This is a genomic window from Actinomycetospora flava (assembly GCF_037400335.1).
In the GTDB taxonomy this organism is placed as follows: domain Bacteria; phylum Actinomycetota; class Actinomycetes; order Mycobacteriales; family Pseudonocardiaceae; genus Actinomycetospora; species Actinomycetospora flava.
Window position 1 is genome coordinate 101,059 of the sequence record NZ_JBBEGM010000005.1, and the last position, 23,884, is coordinate 124,942.

Sequence of the window (23,884 nt, forward strand, 5' to 3'; positions counted from 1 at the left end):
ACGATGCGCGTCCTGCTCACCGGCCACCAGGGCTACCTCGGCACCCTCATGGCGCCGCTGCTCACGGCGGCGGGCCACGAGGTCACCGGGCTCGACTCGGGCCTCTACGCCGACTGTGTGCTCGGCGAGCTGCCCGCCCCGGAGCCCCCGGCACTCGCCGTCGACCTGCGCGACGTCACCGCCGACCAGCTCGCCGGCTTCGACGCCGTCGTGCACCTGGCGGCGCTGTCGAACGACCCGCTCGGGGCGCTGGCGCCGCAGCACACCTACGACATCAACCACCACGCCTCCACCCGTCTCGCGCGGCTGGCGAAGGAGGCCGGGGTGGGGCGCTTCGTCTACGCCTCGACCTGCTCGGTGTACGGCGCGTCGGGCACCGAGGACGTCCTCGACGAGGAGGCGCCGATGAAGCCGGTGACCCCCTACGCCGAGTCGAAGGTGCGCGTCGAGGCCGACCTCGTCGACATGGCCGACGCCGACTTCGTGCCGGTGTCGATGCGCAACGCCACCGCGTTCGGGTTCTCGCCGCGGCTGCGCGCCGACATCGTGCTCAACAACCTCGTCGGGCACGCGCTGCTGTCCAACCGCATCCTCGTGATGAGCGACGGCACGCCGTGGCGCCCGCTGGCGCACGCGCAGGACATCGGCGGCGCGGTCGTCGCGGCGCTCGCGGCGCCGGCGGACACGGTGCGCGCGCAGGCGTTCAACGTCGGCTCGACCGAGAACAACGTGCAGGTGCGCGACATCGCCGACGCGGTGAAGGTCGCGGTGCCCGAGGCCGAGCTCGTCATCACCGGCGAGACCGGCGGCGACCCGCGCTCCTACCGCGTCGACTTCACGAAGATCGGCAAGTTCCTGCCCGACTTCCGCCCCGCGTGGTCGGTCGCCGACGGCGCCGAGGAGCTCGTCCGGGAGTACCGGGCCCGCGGCCTGACCCAGGAGGGCTTCGACCGCCGCTTCACCCGCCTCGCCGTCCTTCGGGACCGCCAGGAGGCCGGCACCCTCGACTCCACGCTGCGCCCCAGCTGACGGCGCATGTGAGTGCTTTCCGCCCCTATAGGGGCGGAAAGCACTCACGTGAGAGTGGCGAGCAGGGCCTTCCAGGAGCCGGCGGTGCGGTCGCGCTCGGAGATCGCGGTGACCTCCAGCGGCCAGGTGATCGCGAGGTCCGGGTCGTCGTGGGCCACCGCGACGTCCTCGCCGGGCGCGTGCGGGCGGTCGATGCGGTAGCACACGTCCGCGACCTCGGTGAGCGCCTGGAAGCCGTGCAGCAGCCCCGGCGGCACCCAGAGGTGGTGGAAGTCTTCGTCGTCGAGCCGGAAGCTCTCCACCCGCCCGAACGTCGGCGAGTCCGGCCGGGCGTCGACGAGGACGTCGAGCACCGCCCCGTGCGCCACGCGGACCAGCTTGGCCTCGCCCCTCCCGCCGCGGCCGTGCATGCCGCGGATCGTGCCCTGCCGTGAGCGCGACTGGCTGTCCTGCGCCTCCGGGCCCAGGTCGATGCCGTGCGCCGCGGCGATCGCCGTGTCGAACGTGCGGGTGAACAGCCCCCGGTCGTCGCGGTGCGGCGTGGGGACGAGCACCCGCACACCCTCGATGCCTGCCGTGCGAACCTCCACCCGACGCACCCTGCCATCCCCGTGTGCGACCACCACGAGAGGATCCCGCCCGTGGACCCCCGCCCCACCGACCCGTGCCGCTGGTGCGGCGCCGGAGACGGCACCGTCGTGCTCGATCTCGGCGAGCAGCCGGCCTCCGACCACTTCCCGGCCGCCGACGACCCGGGCCCCGACCCCGTGCACCCGCTGCGGATGTGGCTGTGCGGCTCCTGCGGGCTCGCGCAGCTCGCCGAGGACCCGACGACCCCGGAGGAGCCCCGCGGGGCCGAGCCGGACGCCCTGGTGGCCCAGGCGCGCGACGCGGTGGCGCGGGTCGAGGCGGCGGGGCTGCTGCAGGCCGCGACGGGGGGAGGTGGCGGCACGGTGACCGAGTTCGGCAGCCCGCACGGCGGCTCGTGGCTCGACCTCCTCGGCGCGACGGGGCTGACCGAGGGCGACGGCGCGCCCGCCGACGTCGTCGTCGACTGCTTCGGGCTCATGCACGCCCCCGACCAGCGCGCCGGGCTCGCCGAGCGCGCCGCCGCCACCGCGCCCGGCGGCGTCCTGCTGCTCCAGTTCCACACCCTCGCCGCGATCGTGGCCGACGGCGGCTGGAACGCCCTGCGCCACGGCCACTACGCCTACTACGCGACGCCGGTGCTCGCGCGCATGCTCGAGGAGATCGGCTTCGAGGTGACCCACGCGTTCCTCTTCGAGCTCTACGGCGGCACGGTGCTGCTCGCCGCGCGCCGCCACGGGGTCGACGGCCCGCGCGACCCCGCCGCCGTGCAGTCCCTGGTCGAGCGCGAGGAGGCCCTCGGGGTCACCGACCCGACGGTCGTCGCCGGCCTCGAGGAGGCCGCCCGGCGCAGCGCCGAGGAGCTGCGCGCGCACCTCGAGGCGTCCCGCGAGAAGCGCCACGACGTCCTCGGCTACGCCGCGGCCTCCCGTGCGGTGCCGCTGCTCAACCGCGCCGGCATCGGCCCCGACCTCCTGCCCGCCGTCGCCGACGGCGCGCCCGCCAAGCACGGGCGGCGCTTCCCCGGCGTCGGGATCCCGATCGTGGCCCCGGACGAGGTCGTCTCGCGTCACCCGGACGAGGTCGTGCTCTTCGTCACCGACATGCTCGCCGAGATGCGCCGTCGCATCCCCGAGGTCGAGGCAGGCGGCGGTCACTGGGTGATCGTCGACCCGACGGTGCGGTCGGTGGCGCCCGCCTGACGGCCGGGCGGGGCGCGCCGGCCCGCGAGCCGGCTCAGCGGCCGGCGCGCTCCGTGCCGCTGGACTCGGCGGCGAACAGGTCCGCCCACTGCCGCCCGACGGCGTCCCAGCGGTAGTGCTCCTCGACCAGCCGGTGTGCCCCGGCGCGCAGCTCGGCGGCGAGCTCGGGGTCCTTGAGCACCGTGCGGATCGCGTCGGCGAAGGCGCCGGGGCCCTCGGCGGTCATCAGCGAGGCCCCGTCGCGGACCTCGGGGATCGCCTCGACGCCGAGGCGGGTCGACACGACCACGACGCCCATCCCGAACGCCTCGAGCACCTTGTTCTTGAGGCCGCTGCCCGTACGCATCGGGTTGATCATCACCGGGTAGGGCGCGACCGCCGAGCGGAGGTCCTCGACGTAGCCGGTCAGCACGATCAGCGGCTCGTGCGCGGCCAGCTCGGCGAGCCACGACGGCGCGTTCGGCCCGACGACGCACAGCTCGACGCCGGCGTCGCGCAGGTGCGGCTCCCAGATCTCGTTGAGGAAGAACCAGAGCGCGTCGCGGTTGGGCGCGAACCCGAGGTTGCCCCAGAACACCACGCCGTGGCGCGTGCCGGGCTCGGGCAGCGGGGCGAGGAACGCGTCGTCGACGCCGTTGGGGATCGTCCGCACGACCCCGCGGCTGCCGTGGAGGCGCTCGATGGCGCGGGTGTCCGGCTCGCTGATGGTGACGACGACGTCGAAGCGGTCGGGCAGGCTGCCCTCGGTGGCCTTCTTGCGCCGCAGCGCGAGGCGGTCCTTCCAGAGCTGGACGCCGTGCGAGGGGTGCGCGCTGCCGGACAGGGCGCGCTCGGAGGTGAGCACGCCGCTGTCGCAGACGTCGAGGACGGTGGTGACGCCCTCGAGCGTGACGGCGAGCTCGGCGAGCGCGACCCCGAACACCACGACGTGCGTGATCTCCTTCTCGGTCACGATCTCGCGGAGCCGGTCGCGCGCCGCGGCGAAGCGGCCCGGGCGCGAGAGCTGCATGTAGTGGTCGTTGGAGGTGCGCAGGTAGCGCCGGGCGCGCTCGCGGCCGGGCGGGAACGCCGTGAGCACCTCGATGGAGGCGAACAGCGGGTCGACCGTGATGCCCACCGGGCCGTCGGTCTCGTCCTCGAGGGGGATGACGGCGAGGTGCGCCTCGGCGGGCAGGTGCGCGCACAGGTGGGCGACGCGCAGGTCGTAGCCACTCTGCCGCGACGCGATGCGCCGCGACGCCATGACGAGGATCCTCATCGCACCGTCCGGTGCCCGCTCCAGCGCGAGCGCCAGTCACGCTTGCGGATCCGGGCGACGCGCGCCTGCAGGCTCCGCTTGAGCGGGTGGACGGCGCCGAGCGCGCCGGGGGCGACGCGCAGGGCGAGCACCAGGGCGCCGGTGCGGGCGGTCGGCTGCGCGTCGTGGGCCTCGGTGGCGTGCCGGCGGGCGGCGTGCGCGTCGCCCTGCGAGAACGCCACCCGGGCCCGCCGGATCGCCTGCTGGTAGGTCAGGCGTCGCTGCACGCGCTCGAGGGCGGCGCGGGCCTCCGGGTCGGCCGCCTCCTCGGCGGCGCGGCGCAGCACGGTCGCGCGCTGGCGCTCGAACTCCTCGCTGTGCTCGGCGTCCACCGGGCGGCTCTCCGAGCCCGCCTCGAGGCGGAACAGGCCGAGCCGGTCGCCGATCCTCCGCACGTCGTGGCCGGCGAGGATCGCGCGCAGCCAGAACTCCAGGTCGTGCACGAGCGGGGCGTCGGTCTCGAAGCCCATGCCGCCGAGCGCGTCCCACACGTCCCGGCGGATCGGGGCGGAGTAGTACGGGCAGGGGCCGTCGACGACGTCGGCGACGGTGAGCCGCACCGCGCCGGTCGGGGCCTCGGCGAGGCCGGCGGTCTGCAGGTAGGTGCGCGCCAGCGGCTGCTGGCCCGGGTCGGTGAACTGCACGGCGTCGCACGTCACCGCGGCCACCGAGGGCTCGGCGTCGAGGACCGCGCCGGTACGCGCGCAGAACTCCGGCGTGACGGCGTCGTCGGCGTTGAGCACCACCAGGTGACGCCCGGTCGCGACCTCGGCGGCCGCGCGGACCCCGCCGACCGCGCCCTTGTTCTCCTGGCGCACGAGGTGGATGCGGGGATCGCCCAGGTGGGGCTCGACGACGGCCGCGACGGCGTCGTCGTTGCCGTTGTCGACGACGACGAGCTCCCAGTCGCCGCGCGTCTGGGCCAGCACCGCGTCGATCGTCCGGCCCAGCGTGTCCTCGGCCCGGTAGGCGGTGGTGAGGAAGCTGAACGCGGGCTGCCCGTGCTGCCGCTCTGCCGGCTGGTCGGCGCCGCGGGCGCGATCCCGTCCGTCGCCGTCGGAGCTGGTGGTCACCCCGTGAACGCTACCGCCGAGGGTTCTTCGCCCGATCGGCCGCCCGGGGGCCCGGCACGGCCACGGTGTCGCATCGCGACCCACGTTCCGGTGACGAGAGCGCCCCGAACGTGGCGATCCGGGCGCAGTACCCATCTTTCACCCTGGCCACAGCCGCCTCATCGTGCGCACGAGCCTCATCTGCCCGTGTAATTGTGATCGATGGCGACGAGTGGTCGTCTAGATGCGACGAACGGACGGCACCACTGCTCCGTCTGCGGCAAGCGGTGAGTGCTAGACGGTCGACGGTCTGGAGGGGTACGCGTGAAGAACGGCACCGGTGTCTCGTCACGGGGCGGGATGCGACGAGGAGGCCGCGTCGTGGCGGCAGTGGCACTCGCCCTGTCGATCTCGGCGACGGAGGCGGCGGCGTGGGGCGCGGAGCCCACCCCGCCGACCGACCCGAACGGTCCCTCGGCGGGTGTCGAGGCCGGGGTGGACGTCGGCGGCCTCGGGGTGGACGTCGGCGTGGGTGCCGGCGACGGGGAGTCCGCCGGGGTCCGCAACGGGGTCACCGTCGGGGGGCGCCAGGTCTTCCTCGGCGACTGGGAGACCGGCGACTTCAGCCAATGGGGCGTCTGCCAGTCGAAGCTGGTCAACGGGCAGTGCCGGGGCGTGGGTCGCGGCAACGCGAACATGATGATCACCGACGCCCCGGACGTGCGGCAGGGGCAGCACGCCGCGCGCTTCACGGTGAAGCCCGGCGACGTGCCGGACTTCGGCGGCGGCGAGCGCAGCGAGGTCCAGTCGAACGCCCCCGGCGCGCTGGTGCACGAGGGCGACGAGCGCTGGTACGAGTGGTCGGTCCAGTACCCGCAGGACATGCCGGACGTGAAGGGCCGCTTCTTCATCATCCTGCAGTGGCACAGCGCGTCGGGCTCGCCGCCGCTCGCGATCGACCTCAGCAAGGGCACGGTCGACATCGGCGGCGACGGGGTGCGCTCGGCCCCGCGGCGCACGATCGGCCCGATCCGCCGCGGCGAGTGGGTCGACTACGTGCTGCACGTGAAGTTCTCGAAGAACAAGGACGCCGGGTTCGTCGAGGCCTGGGAGAACGGGCAGCAGACGGTGCAGCGCACGCCCCGCGCGACGATGGTCGACGGCGAGAACTACCTCAAGCAGGGCATCTACCGCAGCACGAGCTCCAGCGGCACGGTCAGCCTGACCATGGACGGCCTGCGGGTGACGGCGCCGTGAGGGGGGCACGCCTGCTGGCCACCGCGCTGCTCGCCGTCGCCGCGGTCCTCGGCGGGCCCGCGGTGGGGGCCACCGCGGCGGAGCCGGGCGGGACCGGGCCGACGCGCGACCTCTACCGCCAGCCGTTCGCGTGGGACTCCCCGTGGAACCTGCCGCTGTCGACGCAGGCGCAGTACGTGCCGTTCGAGAGCGGTGTCGGCGAGGTCTACCTCGACATCGAGGACATCTCGGTCGACCCGTCGTTCCCGGTGAAGACGCTCGACGCGGCCGGCCGCGAGGTGAAGGTGCACACCGACCCGCAGCTCACCGCCGACGGCTCCTGGAACCACTGCTCGACGTTCCTCGTCGACGACGGCACGCGGCAGACCGTGATCCAGGGCCAGCCGCTCAAGCTCGACGCGGGCGGCGACCCGTCCTACGAGCACGGATGGGACGAGGTGTCGCTGACCTCCGCCGGGCTGCCCGGCTGCCACGGCGGCTCCGGGCTCTCGGGGCTCGGCGGCAGCGTCCGGGTCGGGGAGGTCTCGGCGGCCGAGCCGATCCGGCACGCGCTGAAGATCAGCCTGAACTGCAAGCGCAGCTGCAGCACCGCCGACGAGGGGTTCCGGTGGCCGGCGACCAAGGCCGACGGCTACTACGAGGACGAGTACGGCGGGCAGCACCCCGGCGTGAAGATGGGCTCGCTGATGGCGGTCCCGCCCGACGCCGACCTGTCCGGGATCACCGACCCCGACGTCAAGAAGATCGCCGAGGCCATGCAGACCTACGGCGCGTACGTCGTCGACGACACCTCGGGCGAGACCACCAACTCGCTGTCGGTGCAGGCCGGCGCCGAGAAGGAGCTCCCGAACATCGGCGGCGACCAGATGCGCGAGCTCTTCGGGCAGCTCGACCTCGTCGACAACAACACCCCGGGCTCGCCGGGCGGCGGCCCGCTCGGCGGACCCCGCCGGGCCCCCTGCGCCGGACCGTTCGCCGACGGGACCGGCGGCGCACCACCCGCGTGCGGGGCCGTGTAGGAGGGTGCGCGCGAGGTGGAGCGATGGACTCCCCGGCTGCGTGGCACGCAGCGAGGGCGTCCCTCGCACCTCACTCGCGGGCGAGGGCTGCGGTTCCTGGGTGGCCGGGGGACTCAGGAACCGTCGTCGCCCGGCGGCGGCGTGCGCCGGCCCTGGCGGCGGGTCACGACGGAGACGAGGCGGCTCTTCCCGGCGCCGTCACCGTTGCCGTCGCCGTCCCCGTTCTGCTCGGGGTGCTCGGGGGTCGCCGCGACGGCGGTCGTCGGGGCGTCGAGCGACGAGACCGGGTCCAGGGCCGTCGTCGGCGGGTCGAGCAGCGGCCCCTGCGGCGGCGGGACGGGGCCGTACCGGGGCGGTGGCGGGCCCTGGGGTCGGGGCGGCGGGCCCGGGGGCCGCGGCGGCCGCGGGACCTGGGTGGTGACGTCGTCCACGAGGAAGGGCAGCTGGAACACCACGGTCGGCGCGTCGAGCAGGTCGCGGCGCCAGCCCACCGGCTCGTCGTCGAGCTCCGGCTCCGCGGCCTCGGCGCCCTCCTCGTCGTCCCCGCCGGACTTCCGGCGCTTGCGCACCGCCGAGAGGATCTCGCGCAGGGCCGACGGGTCGATGAGGTAGAGGACCCCGACGAAGACGCCGAGCAGCAGGAGGGTCTCGCCGGCCAGCGCGAGCAGGCCCAGGACGATCGGCAGCTGGTCGGAGTGGACCACCGAGTGCTCGAGGAACCCGACCGCCACACCGGCCACGACGGCCGCGACCAGCGACGGGACGAGCACGCGGAAGAGCTCGCGCCACGACACCTTCGCGAGGTCGCGCGCGAGCACGAGGCTGACGAACCCGCCGAGCACGGCGTCGATCGAGACCGCGATGCCCACGCCGACCAGCCCGTAGGGCAGCAGCAGGATGAGCCCGCCGACACCGACGACGATCGACAGCGCGGTGATGACGTGGATCCGGCGGCTCTTGCCGGCGCCCTTGATCGACTCCATGCCGATCGCGCTCATCGCCGCACCCGGTCCGTAGCCCGCCATCGCGGCGACGAACAGGCCGGCGGGCCGCCACTCCTCGCCCAGCAGCACGACGATCATCGGCTGGCCCAGGGCGATGAGCATCGCCGAGAACGGCATCGTCGCCGTCCACAGCGCCCGCAGGCTGCGCAGGAACCCGTCGTGGAACCGCTTCGCGTCCGCCGCGATCCGCGAGAACGCCGGGAACAGCACGTACGAGGCGACCTGGATGATCGCCGTGCCGGGCAGCACGCCGATCCGGCGGCCGTAGCGGTACTGGCCGAGCGCGCTGACGTCGAGCTGGCGGCCGATGAGGCCCTGCTGGACGAGGTCGCGCGACCGGTCGGTGAGGTTGGCGACGATCATCGGGAACGAGAAGTTCGCCAGCTCGCGCCAGATGCGGTAGCTCGGCCGGGTCTTGCCCGGGCGCCACTTGCACATGATCCAGCACGAGATGAGCGTGGCGAGCTGCGAGGCGTAGAGCCCGATGACCATGCCCCACACGCCGAAGCCGGCGAAGGCGAGCGTCACCGTCACGATCGCGAACGACCCGGCCGTCAGCGGGTCGACCACGAGGCGCCGCTTGAAGTTGAAGTGCCGCTGCAGCAGCGCCTCGGGCACGTTGACCAGCGAGTGGATGAGCAGCGTGCCGCAGGTGGCGGCGCAGACGAGGCCGACCATCTCGTCGTTGTCGAAGAACATCGTCATCAGCGGCGACGCGGCGAGCGTGGCGCCGGCCATGACGACGCCGGTGCCCAGGCTCGCCCAGAACGCGGTCTCGGTGGCCTTCTCGACGTCGGTCTCGCGCTGGATCAGCGCCGCGCGCATGCCGCCGTCGGCGATCGTCACCGCGAAGTTGGCGAACAGCGTGCCCGCGGTGAATACACCGATCTCCTCGACCGTCAGCAGCCGGGCGACGAAGATCGTCTGGATCAGCGAGATGAGCTGCGTGAAGATCAGCGCGATGGCGGCGAACTGCGCCCCGCGGCGCAGGCGGCTGCCGAGGTTCTTCAGCGAGGGGTTGTGCTCGTCGGGCGCCTCCTCCTGGGGGGAGGCACCGCCCTCGAAGGGCGGGTCCACCTGCACCTCGGGCATGGCCTGCCCGACGCCCTGTTCCGCGTGCCCGGAACCGTGCGGCCGACCCCGTGCGGGGTTCCCGTCGCTCTCCGGAGGCTGCGTCATCGACCCGTCATCGCTGGACCGCCCGCCGGCGGCGTCCGGAACCGGTCGCCACCGCGGCGCCGCGCCCCGGTCGGGCGCGACACTTCATCGTATCGGGGGCGGGAGAGCACTCCCGGATCCCGCTCAGCCGGCACCGACCACCGTCGCCCGCGGACCGGACGAACCGGTCCAGTGCACGCGGACCGCCCCGTCGCGACCCGGGTCCACGATGGGAGACGGGGCCGGTCGGGCCGCCGCGTCGCCGGTGACGAGCAGTGTGGCGACGATCACGGGCTCGGGCCGGCGCGCGCCGCCCCCGTCCTCGACGACGGCGCCGACGAACCAGCACGGGCGACGCTGCTCCAGGCGGTCGGACCACCAGCCGAGCTCGCCCGCCCCCGGGTCCCCGCCGCGCAGGCGCCAGCCCGACGCGGGGGCCGACGCCGAGGTGACGACGCGCAGCACGGGCTCGCCGTCGCGGCGGGCCACGACGGTCCCGTCGGCACTCCCGTCGACGGTGAGGTCCGGGTGCAGGGGCCAGGTGGTGCGGATCGGGGGGAGGGGCGCCTCGCCGGTCGGCGTCAGGACGTCGACCACCAGCACGACGTCGTCGCCGGGCGGGGCGTCGACGACGCGGCGGTGGACGACGGGGGCCTCGAGACGCCGGTAGCCGTCGTGCTCGGCGTCGACGCGGCCGGCGGCGAGGTCGACGTCGCGCACGCGGACCTGCGCGTGCTCGCTCCAGAGGAACGGGCCGCCCATCACCGACTGGTCGGCGTCGTCGACGGCCACCGTGGCGTGCGCCCGGGTGGAGCGGTGGGCGGTGCGCCAGTCGGGGTGCACGAAGTAGCTGCCGGTGCCGGGGTCGCCGACAAGGTCGTGCCCGTCGACCGCGATCCCGACCGCCAGCGCGTCCGCGTGCCCGTGCGCGGCGATGGACAGGTAGCCCAGCGGTCCGACGTCGACGAGCACCCGGCGCCGCCCGGAGCGCAGGATCGCGAGGCCGCCGTCGGGGGCGTAGGCGTCGCCGGGCTCCCAGTCGGTGCGGGCGTCGGTGCTGCCCAGCCGCGCCGCGACCCAGGCCGAGGTGAGGTCCGGCGTCCCCGCCCGGCGCGCGGCCGGCAGGCCCGTGAGGACGGCCGCGAGCGCGAGGTGCGGGCGGACCTCCCGGACCGGCGCCGGGTCGAGGCGCAGCGCGAAGCCCTCGTCGTCGTCGCCGGTGCGCGGGGTCGGGTCGCCGGTGCCGACGAGGTCGGCGAGGTGGCCCGCCGAACGCCCGATCGCGGCCAGCAGGGTCCCGTCCGCCGGCGTGGGGGCGTGGCCGGGGTCGAGGCGGCGCAGCAGCGCGACGACGGCGAGCAGCTCGGCGGTGAAGACCTGGTAGCCGACGGCCTGCTCGGCGCCGACCCCGTCCGGGAGGATCTGGCGGCGCGCCTCGGCCGCGAGGGCGTCGACCGCGTCGCGCTCCCAGCGCGCCGACGACGCGAGCTCGGGCAGCAGGATCCCCACGGCCGCGAGGCCGGCGAGCTCGCCGACGAGGTGGTTGTTGGCGGAGCTGTGCTTCGAGCGGTCGCGCCAGCAGCGCCGGGCGCCCGCGGCGAGCATCCGCACCGCGCGCCGGTAGCGCTCCGGGGTCAGCGCGGGGTGGTCGGCGAGGCCCTGCAGGGCGACGAGCACCGAGATCGCCCGCACGCCCACCTCGAACGCCCCGCGCCAGGCGATGCCGCGCCCGGGCGGGTTCGCGGCGATCCAGGCCTCGAGCTGGTCGAGGGCCTCGGTGCCGTAGCGCTCGTCGCCGGTGATCAGCCACGCCTGCGCGAGCCACGGCAGGTGCTGGAGCCGGTTGAGCTCCCAGATCCACTTCGGCTCGCCGTGCCCGGCGCGGTGGTTGATCGCGTGCGACGGGAGCGCGGGCCAGCGAACGTCGGCGAGCGGGTCGTACGACCAGTCGATCGCGCCGGGGTAGTGCGCCTCGGGGTGCGCGAAGAACGTGAAGCGGTGCTCGAGCACGCGGTCGGCCGCGGCGAGCAGCGCCTTGACGGCCTCGGGGTGCGCTTCGGCGACGGCGGCGGCGCTCGCGCGGTCGAGGAGCACCGGGCGGGCGGTGCCGGCGCGGAAGTCGCCCAGCAGGGCCGCCCAGTCCGGGTCGGCGCGCCCGAGCAGCGTGGCGTCGTCGGGCTCGTGGTCGCCGGTGACCCGGCGCGCGGCGGTGGCCCCGACGGTCAGCGCCCGGTCGGCGACCTCCCGCGGGCCCATCGAGCGCAGGCGCCGGGCGTACCAGGTGACCTTGGCCGGGGCGAGGGAGCGCAAACCGGGCATGAGGGAACGGTAGGCCGCGTGTCGGTGTGACCCGGCGGCGGCCCCGAGGCGGGCCTCCCCGGTGATCGCGAGCGACGTCGTGCACCTCGCGCGCGGCACCGGGTGCACCAGGACGCCCGTGATCACCGGGTTCGCGCGCGGGGACCTACGCGCGCCCGGCGACCGTCTCCACCATGGCCGTGAAGGCGGCCGCGGTGTTCTCGATCGTGAACTCGGTGCTCGCGCGCTCCCGGGCCCGGCGGCCGAACTCGGCGCGCAGGGCGGGGTCGTCGGCGAGGCGGACCAGGCGCTCGCCGAGGGCCGCGGCGTCGCCGGACCCGACGAGGAAGCCGTCGACGCCGTCGGTGACCTGGTCGCGCAGCGCGCCGACGTCGGTGGCGACGACGGGCAGGCCCTGGGTCATCGCCTCGATCACCGAGATCGGGACGCCCTCGTGCACCGAGGACAGCGCGAAGACGTCCCCGCCGGCGAGCAGCCGGGGCACGTCGCGGCGCAGGCCGAGGAAGGACACGGACTTCTCGAGCCCCCGGTCGGCGACGAGGCCCTCGAGCTCCTCGCGGCGGGCGCCGTCGCCCACGACGACCAGGCGCAGCTTCGGGTGCGCGGCACGGGCGAGCGCGTCGAGCATCACCTCGTGCGCCTTCTGCCGCGAGAGCCGCGCCACCATGAGCACGACGACGTCGTCGTCCTCGACGCCCAGCTCGGCGCGGACCTCCGCGCGGCGGGTCGGCGGCTCGGGCTCCGGGGCGGGGATGCCGTTGGGCACGAGGAACTCGCGGGCGCGGCTGCGCCAGGAGCGCCCGACCCCTTCCTCGTCGTGCAGGTAGCGCCCCTGGCTCGGGGCGAGCAGCGCGAGCCCGGAGCTCAGGAAGAGCGTCTCGACGACCTGGCGCGGCAGCACCCGGGAGCCGACGCGCGTGAGGTCCATGTCGTGGGCGGCGACGACCGACCGGGCGCCGCCGAGCGGGGCGGCGACCCGCGCGAGCGTCAGCGCGGCGCGGTGGTGGTGCGAGACGACGACGACGTCGGTGCGGCGCGTCCGGAAGTGGCGCGCGAGCCGGGGGACGCGCCCGAGCCCGGCGGGGTCGAGCCGCCCACCGCGGGGCAGCGTGACCAGCCCGTCGGAGACGGCGCGGAAGTCGTCGGCCAGCGGGCCGGGCTCGCGCAGGCAGACGACGTCGGTGACGACCCGGGCGGGGTCGAGGTGCGCGAAGGTGTTCCGCAGGACGATCTCGGCGCCGCCGACCGCGGCGACGTCGAGGACGAGGGTGACCCGCAGCGGGCCCCCTGGACCCGAGCCCTCAGCGCCCGGCCGCGAGGGCATCGGTCTCGCGCACGGGCCGCCCGGCGGTCTCCTCGATGACGGCCTGGGCGCGGTCGATCGAGCGCTGCAGCGTGAACTCCTCGCGCACCCGCGTCCGTCCGGCCTGCCCCATCGTGCGGGCGCGGGCCGGGTCGGCGAGCACGTCGAGGAACGCCGCGGCCAGGGCCTCGGGGTCCTCCCGGGGCACGACGCGGCCGGTCTCGCCGTCCGCGACCATCTCGGGCACCCCGCCGACGTCGGTGCAGACGACGGGCAGCGAGGCGCTCATGGCCTCGAGCACCGACATCGGGAAGCACTCGACGGTCTTCGAGGACAGCGTGAAGACGTCGAAGACCCGCAGCAGGCGCGGCACGTCGTCGCGGTGACCGAGGAAGAGGACACGCTGGCGGAGGTCGAGCTCGTCGACCAGGGCCTCGAGGCGCGGGCGCTCGCGGCCGTCGCCGGCGAGCACCAGCTTGACGTCGTCGCGGGCGTCGGCGATCCGGCGGAACGCGCGCAGCAGCGTCGCCTGGTCCTTCTCCGGGCGCATGACCGCGGCGGTGCCGATGACGAGCTCGTCGTCCGCGATCCCCAGCTCGTGGGCGAGCGCGGTGTCGCGGCCCGTGCGCTCGGGCGTGGTGAAGCCCAGGTCGGTGCCGTTGTGCACGATCCGGACCTTGTCGCCGTCGTGGCCGAGCTCGCCGGTGATGTAGCCGCGCTGGGCGTGCGCGACGCCGTACACGGCGTCGGTGACCTTGGCGAGCAGGCCGTCGACGGTCCGGCGCGCCCGCCCGTGCGGGGTGACGTCGCCGCAGTTGTGCACCCACACCGCGAGCCGCGGCACCCGGGCCAGCACCCCGGCGACGCGGCCGAGCGTCTCGGCGTTGAAGCCGCGCAGGATGACGATGTCGGGGCGCTCGCGGCGCAGGTGGCGCACGAGGTCGAGCAGCATGCCCGGGATATCGCGGCGGCTGCGGCGGAACTCGACGCCGGGCACGCCCGCGGCCTGCAGCTCCGACCAGTTGGTGCCGAGCCCGCCGTCCTGCAGGCAGACCAGGGAGCCGGAGAAGCGGTCCTGGTCGAGGCCCGCGAGCAGCGTGGCCGCGTGGCGCTCCGCCCCGCCGACGGCGAGCGTGGGGACGACGAACAGGACCCGCAGCGGACCCTCCGGCCGCACCGGGCGGCGGGGCCGCCTCACGGCCGGACCGTCGCGTCGATCATGGCGCGGAGAGTAGCCGTCACCCGGACACGCGTCCCCGAGCCGGGTGTCCGTGCCCGGACAGGACGTCGTGGTACAGACCCTCGATCCGTGCGGCGACCGCGTCGGCCGCGAACTCGGCCCGTGCCCGGGCGGCCCCGGCCTCGCCGAGGGCGCGCCGGCGGGTCTCGTCGCCGAGCAGCTCGCCGAGCGCGTCGGCCAGCGCCCCCGCGTCGTGCGGCGGCACGAGGAGGCCCTCGACGCCGTCGGTGACGAGCTCGGGGATGCCGCCGACCTCGGTGGCGAGCACCGCCAGCCCGCGCGACATGGCCTCGAGCACGACCATCGGCTGGCCCTCGTTCTCCGAGGGCAGCGCGAGGACGTCGGCGCTCGCGAGCAGCTCCGCCACCTGGTCGGCCGGGAGCCAGTCGTGCACGGTCACCGAGTCGGCGACGCCCAGCTCGCGGGCCAGGGTGCGGGCGCGCTCGTGCTCGCCGTCGCCGGCCATCGTGAGGTGCCCGCCGGACTCCCCGCCGGACGACTTCGCCCAGGCCTCGATCAGCGCGAACGCGCCCTTCTTGTCCCAGATCCGCCCGAGGAACACGACGTGCGGCGCGGCGCCCGCGGGGCGGCGGGTCACCGGCGAGATGCGCACCGGGTTGGGCAGCGAGGTCAGGTGCGCGTCCGGGGCGATCGCCGCGAGCCGGGCGCGCATGAGCTCGCCCAGCGCGATGACGAGGTCGGCCCGCGTCAGGGTCGCGGCGATCAGGCGTCGCAGCGGGGCGGGCGCCTTGTCGTGGAAGAGGTGGAAGCGCCCGGAGTGCACGTGCAGCACCACCGGGACGTCCAGCAGGTACGCGAGCCACGCCATGGCGGCCTTGCGCACGAAGCTGCCCGCCGAGGACATGTGGATGTGCACGAGGTCGGGGCGGCGCAGCACCATCGTCGCGGTGTAGCGGGCGAGTCCCGACGCGAACGCCAGCACCTTGTCGGCCGTCGACCCGTCCCGGTGGGTGGCCACGTGCCGCACGCCCCACCGCTCCCAGAGCCCGGTCGCGGCCAGCGTGCGCACGCAGGTGGCGATCCCGCCCTGGGTGCGCATGCTCGTCGAGACCCAGAGGACCCGGGGCGGCCGGGGCGACCGCGGTCGGCTCACGGAGCGCCCACGAGGCCGCCGCGGGAGCCGGTCCCGTCGGGTCCGGCCGGCTTCTCGCGCGGGTGCTCGTCGTGCCAGGTGGCGACCTCGTCCGGCGTCATCCCGCCGGGCAGGCCGCTGCCGGCGGCCCCGGGCCGGGCGGTCCAGCGGCCCGCGCGGTGCCGGTCGAGCTGGCCGACCACCATGCCGGCGAACAGGAACGGCATCATCGACGCGAAGTCGAGCAGGCGCAGGTCGACGGTGACGCCGTTGACCACGAGGACGACCATCGCCATGCCGCCGACCAGCGCCAGCGGACGCCCGAGGAAGGTGTTCTCGGGCAGCTCGTGCATCGCGCGCCACAGCGCCCAGAACACCGTCACGAGGATGCCGAGCCACAGCAGCAGGCCCGGGATGCCGAGCTCGGCGGCGATCCCCAGCTCGTTCTCGTGCGAGATGATGCCGAGCCCGCGGTTCCAGTCGATCTCCTGGGACCACACGGTGTGCTCCCAGGTGTTGTAGACCTGGAACCGCCCGATGCCGATGCCGACGAACGGGTGCTCGGCCACGGCGCGCAGCGACGTCGCCATGATGTTGAGCCGGTCGTAGACCTCGTTCGAGGAGCCGATGCCGCCCGCGGAGCGGTCGTCGGAGAAGAACGTGGCGGCGTTGGCGGCGACGCCCGCGAGGCCGAGCAGGCCGGACACCACGAACGCGCGGCGCCAGTGCTTCGCGAACACCACACCCAGCCCGACCACGACGACCAGCGCGAGCAGCGACGCGCGGGTGTGGGTGAGGTAGACCGAGTACGCGCACGCCGCGGCGAGGCCCCACAGGCCCCAGCGCAGCCAGCGCTGCACCCCGGGTCGCGAGGCCAGGAACAGGCAGACCACGTACCCGACGGTGAGGATCATGCCGTTGACGACGGGCTGGTTGAACACGCCGTTGGCGCGGCCCTTCCAGTTCGGCGAGTCGACGATGTACGACGGCCACACCGCCCAGTCCGGGCCGTGGAACTGCATGATGCTGACCCACGCCGAGTAGGCGGCCATCGCCACGGTGATCCACAGGACCCACTGCACCGAGCGCTCGTCGGTGAGGACGGCCTTGGCGACGATGTAGGTGACCAGCGGCAGCAGCACCCCACTGAAGATCCAGCGCCACACGTCGATCGAGGCGCCCGTGATGGGGTCGATCGCGTCGTACTCGTGCGGCAGCCACATCGAGAGGATGTTCCAGACGATGTAGGTCGTGATCAGCCACTCGACGGCGCCGAGGCGCGGGAGCTCCCGGGCGCGCTGGGCCACCGCGATCGCCAGCGCCAGCAGCATCGCGTAGAAGCAGGGCGTCAGCGCCTCCATCGAGACGAACTCCTTCTGCGGTGACCGCAGGAAGCTCGCCCCGTAGACCAGCAGCAGCGCCAGGAGCGGGTTGCCCAGGGCGAGGAGACCGACGCCGGCGGCTACCGCGCCGCCCGCCAGCAGGACGCCGACGTCGCTCGGCGCGCTGAACGCGAGACCGAGGACGACGACGACCGCGACGGCGCCGACGACCAGGTCACGGCGCGAGGAACCACGGAAGCGTCCCGTCAGCTGGCTCACTCACTTCTCCGTGCGCAGGGTGACCGTGGGAGCGGACAGACCGCCGGTGTGCGGGCCCGACGACACGTCGGAGGACTTCTTGTCACCGTCCTTCGCGCCCGCACCGGAGGGCGCGGCGCTGCGCGTGAACCGCGCGGTGCCGACGCGCTTCGCCCCGGGGGGCGAGCTCGGCGACGCCGAGGCGCCGTCGGCCTTGCCGGTGGGCTTGGCGGCCGGCTTGGGCGCCCCGCCGGGGCGCGTGCCCGCCGGCGCGGAGCCCGGGCCGGACGCGGACGGGCCGGCCCCGGGGTTGGCGCCCGGCTGCGGCCCGGTCGGCTTGGGCCCGCCGCCGGGGGTCGGCTTCGGGCTGGGGGAGGGCTTGGCGCCGGCGCCGCGGCGCGTGTGGACGCTCACGCCGGGCGCCTCGGTGCCCGCCGGCGCGCCCGGGCCGGGCTGCGGCGCGCCGCCCGCCGGCTTGGGGGCGCCGGCCTGGGCGCCCTGGTTCGGCTGGTTGCCCTGGCCCGGCTTGGCGCCGGGGCCCTGCTGTCCGGCCGGGCCCTGGCCCGGCGACGACGGCTTGGCCCCCGCGGCCGCGGCGGCACCCGCCGCGCCGGCGGCTCCGGCCGCACCCGCGGCGCCCACCGCGCCGGCGGCACCCGAGCCGCCCTGCGGCGCGCCGCCCGGGGAGGGCTTCGCGGCGGGGGACGGCTTGCCGCCCTGGGCGCCCTGCGCCCCGGCCCCGTCCGACCCGCCGCGCGGGGCGGCGCTCGGCGTGGCACCGGGGGTGGAGCCGGGGTTCGGGCCTCCGGCGGGCTTGGCCGGGCGGCTGCCCGAGGCCTGGTCCTGGCGCGGGGCCGCGCTGCCGTTGGTGCCCTGCGAGGGCTGGCTTGACGAGCCGCGCACCGCGGTGCCGTTGGTGGGCTTGGCGCCGTTCACGGTCGCGCCGTTGGTGCCCTCGGCCGCGGCGCCCGCGCCCATCGCGGCGCGGGCCTCCTCGAGCTTCTCGCGGGAGATCGGGGCGGTGCGGTCGGCCGGCGGGACCTGCGCGGGCCGCGGGGCCGGCGCGGCAGCCGGGGCACCGGGCCCACCCGGGCCGGCGGGGCCACCGGCGGGACGCGCGGCGGGCACCGGGCCCGCGGGCAGGCGCGCGGGCGTCCAGTTGCGCTCGGCGAGGAAGCCCGGGTCGGTGAGCTGGCCGGGGTTGCGCACCAGCACGACACCGAGCGCGGTGCCGCCGGCGCGGGCCAGCGAGTCGAGCGCGTTGGAGGCGTCGCGGGAGCGGGTCTCGCCCTCCTCGACGACCAGCAGCGAGCGGTCGGCGGCGGAGCAGACGACCTGGCCCTCGACGGTCTCGGCGGGCGGCGCGTCGATGATCACCAGGTCGGCGAGCATCGTGCCCTGCCCGAGCAGGCGCGAGACGTGCGAGCGGGAGTACAGCGCGAACAGGTCGTCGCGCTTGCTGCCCCGCGGCGAGACGAGCAGCGCGCGGCCGTTGGAGAACACCTTGCCGTCGATGCGGCTGTCGCCGCGCTCGGCGAGGAAGTCGGCGACACCGGACATCGACGCCAGCTCGGTGGAACCGCCGGCGTCGCTCTCGAGGTCGGCCTGGACCAGCAGCGTCGTCTGGCCCTGCAGGGCGCGCAGGCCGGCCAGGGCGACGGCGATGCGGGTCTTCGACGCGCGGGCCGTGGCCGGGCCGGTGATCGCGAGCGAGCCCGGGGTCGGCATGCCGTGGGCGTTGGTGAGGCCCATGAGCGCCCGCAGCATCTCGTTGCGGGCGTTCTCGCCGGACCGGCGCTTGCCGCCGACGACGGCGAGCACCTGCAGGCCGAGGCGGTCGCGGACCTCGCTGGGCGTCACGATGCGGTTCTCGAAGCGGCCCAGCGCCATCGCGAGCAGGGCGCCGAGCACGAGCCCGCCGATCAGCGCCGCGCCGGCGTTGCGGGCGGCGTTGGTCGGGTTGGAGACGACACCGGCGTTGAGCTGCAGGTCCTGCAGCTGGTTGGTGTTGCGGCCCTGGATGTCGTTGATCTGCTCCTGGAGCCGGCTGACCTCGCCCTGGTTGTTCGCGCGCTGGGCGCCCGCGAGCTGCTGGTTCAGAGAGTCCAGCTGCTGCTGCTGGGCGTCGCCGCCGAGGCTCGAGTTGACGTCGTCGCGCAGGGCGACGGCCATCTTGGTGGCCGAGTCCGAGGCGACGTCGGGGCTGTCGGCGACGGCCTCGATGTACACGATCGGGCTGGCCGCGGCGATGCGGGCGTTGAGGCCGACCGAGTCGGGCACACCGGCGGTCTGGCGCAGCTGCTGCTGCGAGGACGCCTGGTTGAAGTAGTCGGCGTAGCCCTGGGCGAGGACGGTGTCCTGCTCGGGAGCGCGGTCCTGGGACACGATGGTCAGCGCCGACCGGCCGGTGTAGCTCGATCCCTGCAGGAGCGAGGCCCCGAGCGAGCCGGCTGCCGCCACGATGCCGATGACGAGGATCAGCACCCACCGGCGGCGGATGCGATCCCACTGGATCTGGAGCGGGCTCATGACGTGCCTTTCGTCCGGTCGTCGGCGTGTCGCCCCCGGGGGACGCCGGTGGGCATCCTACTGTGGTGGATCAAGGCGACTGCCGTGATGCGACCGCCGACGAGGCCCGCGAGCGGGTCGTCGACGGAGCTGGTCATCGCTTCAGCGGTCCTCGGAGCGATCCCGCGTGGCCGACTCGTAGGCGGCCAGCAGTTCCTTCTCCGAGTTGGTCCAGGAGAGCGGCCCGGACACGCGTTCCATGCCGATCTCGCCCATCGCCCGGCGGCGACGGGGGTCGTCGAGCAGCTCGGACACGAGGCCCGCGAACTCGCCGACGTCGTTGGGTCGGGCGTACACCGCCGCCTCCCCCGCCGAGACCCTCGCCTCGACCAGGTCGAACGACACCACCGGCCGCCCCATCGCCATGTACTCCATGATCTTGTTCATGGTGGACACGTCGTTGAGCGGGTTGCGCGGGTCCGGCGCGAGGCAGACCGACGCGGTGGACAGATGGCGCAGCACGTCCTCGTCGGGGATGCGGCCGGTGAACGACACCCGGTCGTCGAGCCCGTAGGCGTGTGCGAGGGCGACGACGTCGTCGAAGGCGTCGCCGGTGCCCATGAACACCGCGTGCCAGTCGTCGCGGCGCTCGGCGAGGTCGGCCAGGGCGCGGATCGCGTAGTCGACCCCGTCCTGCGGGCCCATCACGCCGAGGTAGCAGAGCAGGTGCTCACGCCCGCGGGCCAGCGCCGGCTCGGGGTCGCGCAGCGCGAACCGCTCGACGGCGGGGGCGCTGCGGACGACGAACGTGTCCTCGACCGGCACCCGCCCGCGGCCGGTGGCCACGGCGCGGTAGCTCTCGTTGGTGGCGATCACCGTGTCCGCGGTGCGGTAGGTCCCCCACTCCAGCAGGCGCATCGCCCAGTACATCGAGTCCTTCTTCTCGCGGAACCGCGAGAGGTAGAGCTCGGGGACGAGGTCGTGCTGGTCGAAGATGACCCGTGCGCCGCGGGCCTTGGCGCGCAGCGCGGGCAGGAAGAGCAGGTCCGGCGGGTTGCACAGGTGCACGACGTCGACCGGCGCGCGCTTCTGGATGCGCTTGATCAGCCGGTTGGTGTGCCAGAGGGCGGTGCCGTACTCCTTGAGGTAGCCCTGCGGGCCGCCGGTCGCCGCCTCGAGCGGGTAGCGGTGGATCCGGACGCCGTCGATGACGATCTCGGTCTCGGTGTCCCGCTTCGTGCCGAGCGGGCAGATCACCTCGACCTCCCATCCGTGCCCGGTGAGGGTCTGGCACTCCTGCCAGACCCGCCGGTCGAAGGGGACCGAGAGGTTCTCGACGACGATCAGTGCTCTACCAGGCAAGGCCGACGTATCCCTCCTGTTGGCGACGCGCCGCGGCGTCGGGGAGCCGGACGAGGTCGATCACGGGCACCGAGGTGCCGTGGCCGAGGGCACTGCGGACGTCGTCGTCCGCCTTCCCGACGACCAGGACCTCGGCGTGGTCGACGACGTCCTGTACGGAGTCGACCAGCAGGTCACGCAGGTGGGGCAGGCGGGCCTCGATGAAGGCCCGGTTGGCGCCGAGCAGCGCGGACTCGACGACCGCGGGGTCGTAGATGCGCAGGTCGAAGCCCTTGCCGAGCATGCGCTCGCAGAGCTCGACGAGCGGGCTCTCGCGCAGGTCGTCGGTGCCGCCCTTGAACGCGAGGCCGAACACGCCGACCTTGCGCTTCCCGGTGGCCGCGACGTGCTCGAACGCGCGCTGGATGTGCTCGTCGTTGGACGGCAGCACGTTCTCGAGAATCGGCACGCGCACGTCGTGACGGCGCGCGGCGTGCACCAGGCCCCGCAGGTCCTTGGGCAGGCACGATCCGCCGAACGCGAAGCCCGGGCGCAGGTACGCCGGGCTGATGTTCAGCTTGGTGTCGGACAGGAAGATCTCCATGACGTCGTGGGAGTCGACGCCGAGCTCGCGGGCCAGCGCGCCGATCTCGTTCGCAAAGCCGATCTTGAGGCCGTGGAACGTGTTGTCGACGTACTTCGTCATCTCCGCCACCGGCGGTTCGACCCGGAACTCCGGGGCGCCGAGACCGGCGTAGAGGGAGAGCACCGCGTCGCCGCTGGCGGGGTCGAGCTCGCCGACCACCGTCTTGGGCGGGTCGTAGAAGTCCTTGACGCTCGTGCCCTCGCGGAGGAACTCGGGGTTCACCGCGACGCCGAAGTCCTGCCCGGCGACCAGGCCCGAGGCGTCCTCGAGGATCGGCACGAGCACGCCGAGGCAGGTGCCCGGCAGCATCGTCGAGCGGAAGACGACGGTGTGGCGGCCGGCGGCGTCGTCGCGGACCGCGAGCGCCGCGCCGATCTCGCGGGCGGCGCGCTCGAGGTACGTGGTGTCGAGGCTGCCGTTGCCGGCCGACGGGGTGCCGACGCACACCAGCGAGAGGTCGGTGGCGTGGATCGCGGCGGCGACGTCGTCGGTGACCGTGAGGCGGCCGGAGGCGACGACCTCGGCGACGATGTCGCCGATCCGCTCCTCGACGACGGGCGTGCGGCCCTCGCCGATCATCGCGAGCTTGGCCGGGTTGACGTCGACGCCGATGACGTCGTGGCCTTCCGTGGCCAGGCAGGCGGCGCTCACGGTGCCCACGTAACCGAGACCGAAGACACTGACCTTCATCGCAGGGAGTCCTCGCAGAAGGGTCGGGGTCGCGGCGGGCCGATGGGGAGCGAACCGCACGCCGGGGTGGGGCAACGGTACCGACGGCTCTCGGCGCCACCGCCGTCGGGCAGCGGGCCGGGGCCCGACACTGAGGATTCGCTCACCGATAGGAGGACGTCCGGGAGCCGGCGAGGTTGGCCCGGAAGGCTGTCGGAACGGGCCCGTTAGCCTCGGGCGGGTGAGCCGAGACGTCGAGATCCTCGCCGATCCCGCCGACGAGCCGGGCCTGGTCGACGAGTGGCGCGCCCTCGCCGAGGCCGCGGGCAACGCCTTCGTCTCCCCGGAGTGGTTCGCGGCCTACGCGCGGCACTACGGGCAGGACGCGCCGCCGTTCGTGGTGCGGGTGCGCGACGCGGACGGGGCGCTGGCGGGGCTGCTGCCCCTCTGCCGGTCGGGGCGGACCGTGCGCTTCGCCGGCGCCAACGTCGGCGACCGCTTCGCCCCGGTGGCCGTCGCGGGCCGCGAGGCCGAGGTCGCCCGGGCGGCGGCCGGCGCGCTGGGCCGCGAGGCCGTCGTGCTGCACAACGTCGACGCCGGTGCCTCGTGGGTGCCGGCGCTGGGCGAGGGGCTGCGCGGGCGGGTCGCGGCGACCCGGCTGCGCGGCGGGGTCATGCCGTTCGTGCCGCTGACCGGGCACACCTGGGACTCCTTCCTCGGCGCGCGCAGCCGCAACTTCCGCCAGCAGGTGCGCCGCAAGGAGCGCGCGCTGGTCGACGGGCTCGGCGCGAAGGTGCGCGCGACGTCGTCGCCGGGCGAGGTCGTCGGCGACGTCGCCGAGTTCTTCCGGCTGCACAACCTGCGGTGGGACGAGCGCGAGGGCGGCTCGACGATCACGAGCCCGACCGTGCACGCGTTCCACGCCGACTTCGCGGCGGCGGCGCTCGAGCGGGGCTGGCTGCGGATGTCGTTCCTCGAGGTCCCGGGAGACGTAGCGGAGCGGAGCTCGACCCCAGGAGACCGGACGGCGGTCGCCGCGCTCTACGCCTGGCGGATCGGCGGGCGCTACGCGTACTTCCAGGCCGGCTTCGACCCGGAGTGGGCGGAGAAGAGCGTCGGTCTCGTGCTCATGGCGCACACCGTGCGCGAGGCGATCGAGGAGGGCGCCGACGAGTACGACCTGCTCCTCGGTGACGAGACCTACAAGGCGCGCTTCGCCACCGACGAGCGCGCGGTGGAGACGCTGGTCGTGGCGGGCGCGCTCGACCCCACCCGCCTGCTCGCCCAGGTCGACGCCGGCGTCCGCCGCGCCACCGACGGCCTCTCGCCGGAGCTCCGCGCGCGCCTGCGCGACCTCGCGAAGCCCGTCCTCGCCCGCATGCCGGGCACCCGCTCGCGCTGACCGGGGCGCCCGGACCAGCGATGCGGCATCGCTGGCACGTGACGCCAGGATCGCCACATCCTCGCCCGCGCGACACGCCGGTGGGCGTCGTCCGGGGTGTTCCAGCGTGGCCCCTTCCCTGACGTTGAACGTCAGGAAATCCACCACGTCGATCGACGCCGCGGGGCGGCCGTTACC

Annotated in this window: 17 protein-coding genes; 5 read left to right on the top strand and 12 right to left on the bottom strand. The window is 74.8% G+C overall.

What is annotated here, in order from left to right:
- The first annotated feature begins 3 nt into the window (after positions 1 to 3).
- Entirely contained in the window at positions 4 to 1,029 is a 1,026-nt protein-coding gene (locus WCD58_RS14045) for an NAD-dependent epimerase/dehydratase family protein (RefSeq protein ID WP_337703663.1), read from the top strand.
- Positions 1,030 to 1,073: 44 nt separating this feature from the next.
- Here the strand turns inward: WCD58_RS14045 and WCD58_RS14050 are convergent, their stop codons facing one another.
- On the bottom strand, positions 1,074 to 1,619 hold the full coding sequence (locus tag WCD58_RS14050) for a dTDP-4-dehydrorhamnose 3,5-epimerase family protein (protein ID WP_337703664.1): 546 nt from the start codon (positions 1,617 to 1,619) through the stop codon (positions 1,074 to 1,076).
- A 51-nt stretch (positions 1,620 to 1,670) separates the two neighbouring features.
- On the opposite strand from WCD58_RS14050, the gene WCD58_RS14055 reads away from it, so the two are divergent.
- Positions 1,671 to 2,819 carry a class I SAM-dependent methyltransferase gene (locus tag WCD58_RS14055; RefSeq protein WP_337703665.1) on the top strand — a complete coding sequence of 383 codons (1,149 nt, stop codon included), beginning with the start codon at positions 1,671 to 1,673 and terminating at the stop codon, positions 2,817 to 2,819.
- Positions 2,820 to 2,853: 34 nt separating this feature from the next.
- Here WCD58_RS14055 and WCD58_RS14060 read toward each other — a convergent pair whose 3' ends face one another.
- Both WCD58_RS14060 and WCD58_RS14065 read right to left on the bottom strand, forming a co-directional pair.
- Entirely contained in the window at positions 2,854 to 4,077 is a 1,224-nt protein-coding gene (locus WCD58_RS14060; protein ID WP_337703666.1) for a glycosyltransferase family 4 protein, read from the bottom strand.
- Complete coding sequence (locus WCD58_RS14065) at positions 4,074 to 5,189, bottom strand: glycosyltransferase family 2 protein (RefSeq protein WP_337703667.1); 1,116 nt, start codon at positions 5,187 to 5,189, stop codon at positions 4,074 to 4,076. The genes WCD58_RS14060 and WCD58_RS14065 overlap by 4 nt, the downstream gene beginning before the upstream one ends.
- Before the next feature lie 360 nt (positions 5,190 to 5,549).
- On the opposite strand from WCD58_RS14065, the gene WCD58_RS14070 reads away from it, so the two are divergent.
- Positions 5,550 to 6,425 (top strand): polysaccharide lyase family 20 protein, encoded by an 876-nt coding sequence (locus WCD58_RS14070; protein ID WP_337703668.1) that lies wholly within the window; start codon positions 5,550 to 5,552, stop codon positions 6,423 to 6,425.
- On the top strand, positions 6,422 to 7,444 hold the full coding sequence (locus tag WCD58_RS14075; RefSeq protein ID WP_337703669.1) for a hypothetical protein: 1,023 nt from the start codon (positions 6,422 to 6,424) through the stop codon (positions 7,442 to 7,444). The genes WCD58_RS14070 and WCD58_RS14075 overlap by 4 nt, the downstream gene beginning before the upstream one ends.
- A gap of 113 nt (positions 7,445 to 7,557) precedes the next feature.
- On the opposite strand, the gene WCD58_RS14080 is transcribed toward WCD58_RS14075, so the two are convergent.
- The 9 genes from WCD58_RS14080 to WCD58_RS14120 all read right to left on the bottom strand — a co-directional run bounded on the left by WCD58_RS14080 (position 7,558) and on the right by WCD58_RS14120 (position 22,326).
- On the bottom strand, positions 7,558 to 9,627 hold the full coding sequence (locus WCD58_RS14080; protein ID WP_337703670.1) for a lipopolysaccharide biosynthesis protein: 2,070 nt from the start codon (positions 9,625 to 9,627) through the stop codon (positions 7,558 to 7,560).
- A gap of 123 nt (positions 9,628 to 9,750) precedes the next feature.
- Entirely contained in the window at positions 9,751 to 11,925 is a 2,175-nt protein-coding gene (locus tag WCD58_RS14085; protein WP_337703671.1) for a heparinase II/III family protein, read from the bottom strand.
- Positions 11,926 to 12,070: 145 nt separating this feature from the next.
- Complete coding sequence (locus WCD58_RS14090) at positions 12,071 to 13,249, bottom strand: glycosyltransferase (RefSeq protein WP_337703672.1); 1,179 nt, start codon at positions 13,247 to 13,249, stop codon at positions 12,071 to 12,073.
- Positions 13,227 to 14,426, bottom strand: coding sequence for a glycosyltransferase (locus tag WCD58_RS14095; RefSeq protein WP_337703673.1), 1,200 nt, complete (start codon positions 14,424 to 14,426; stop codon positions 13,227 to 13,229). The genes WCD58_RS14090 and WCD58_RS14095 overlap by 23 nt, the downstream gene beginning before the upstream one ends.
- 40 nt (positions 14,427 to 14,466) lie before the next feature.
- Positions 14,467 to 15,528 (bottom strand): glycosyltransferase family 4 protein, encoded by a 1,062-nt coding sequence (locus WCD58_RS14100; protein WP_337703674.1) that lies wholly within the window; start codon positions 15,526 to 15,528, stop codon positions 14,467 to 14,469.
- A 50-nt stretch (positions 15,529 to 15,578) separates the two neighbouring features.
- Positions 15,579 to 17,162, bottom strand: a complete 1,584-nt coding sequence (locus WCD58_RS14105) for an O-antigen ligase family protein (protein WP_337703675.1) — start codon at positions 17,160 to 17,162, stop codon at positions 15,579 to 15,581.
- Positions 17,163 to 19,670 (bottom strand): hypothetical protein, encoded by a 2,508-nt coding sequence (locus WCD58_RS14110; protein WP_337703676.1) that lies wholly within the window; start codon positions 19,668 to 19,670, stop codon positions 17,163 to 17,165. It lies immediately after the preceding gene.
- 141 nt (positions 19,671 to 19,811) lie between these two features.
- Entirely contained in the window at positions 19,812 to 21,011 is a 1,200-nt protein-coding gene (locus WCD58_RS14115; protein ID WP_337703677.1) for a glycosyltransferase family 4 protein, read from the bottom strand.
- The gene (locus WCD58_RS14120) at positions 21,001 to 22,326 is read right to left on the bottom strand and encodes a nucleotide sugar dehydrogenase (protein WP_337703678.1); all 1,326 of its coding nucleotides are present in this window, start codon (positions 22,324 to 22,326) and stop codon (positions 21,001 to 21,003) included. The genes WCD58_RS14115 and WCD58_RS14120 overlap by 11 nt, the downstream gene beginning before the upstream one ends.
- A 220-nt stretch (positions 22,327 to 22,546) precedes the next feature.
- Between WCD58_RS14120 and WCD58_RS14125 the strand changes: the two genes are divergently transcribed.
- Complete coding sequence (locus WCD58_RS14125) at positions 22,547 to 23,707, top strand: GNAT family N-acetyltransferase (RefSeq protein WP_337703679.1); 1,161 nt, start codon at positions 22,547 to 22,549, stop codon at positions 23,705 to 23,707.
- The last annotated feature ends 177 nt before the right edge of the window (positions 23,708 to 23,884 follow it).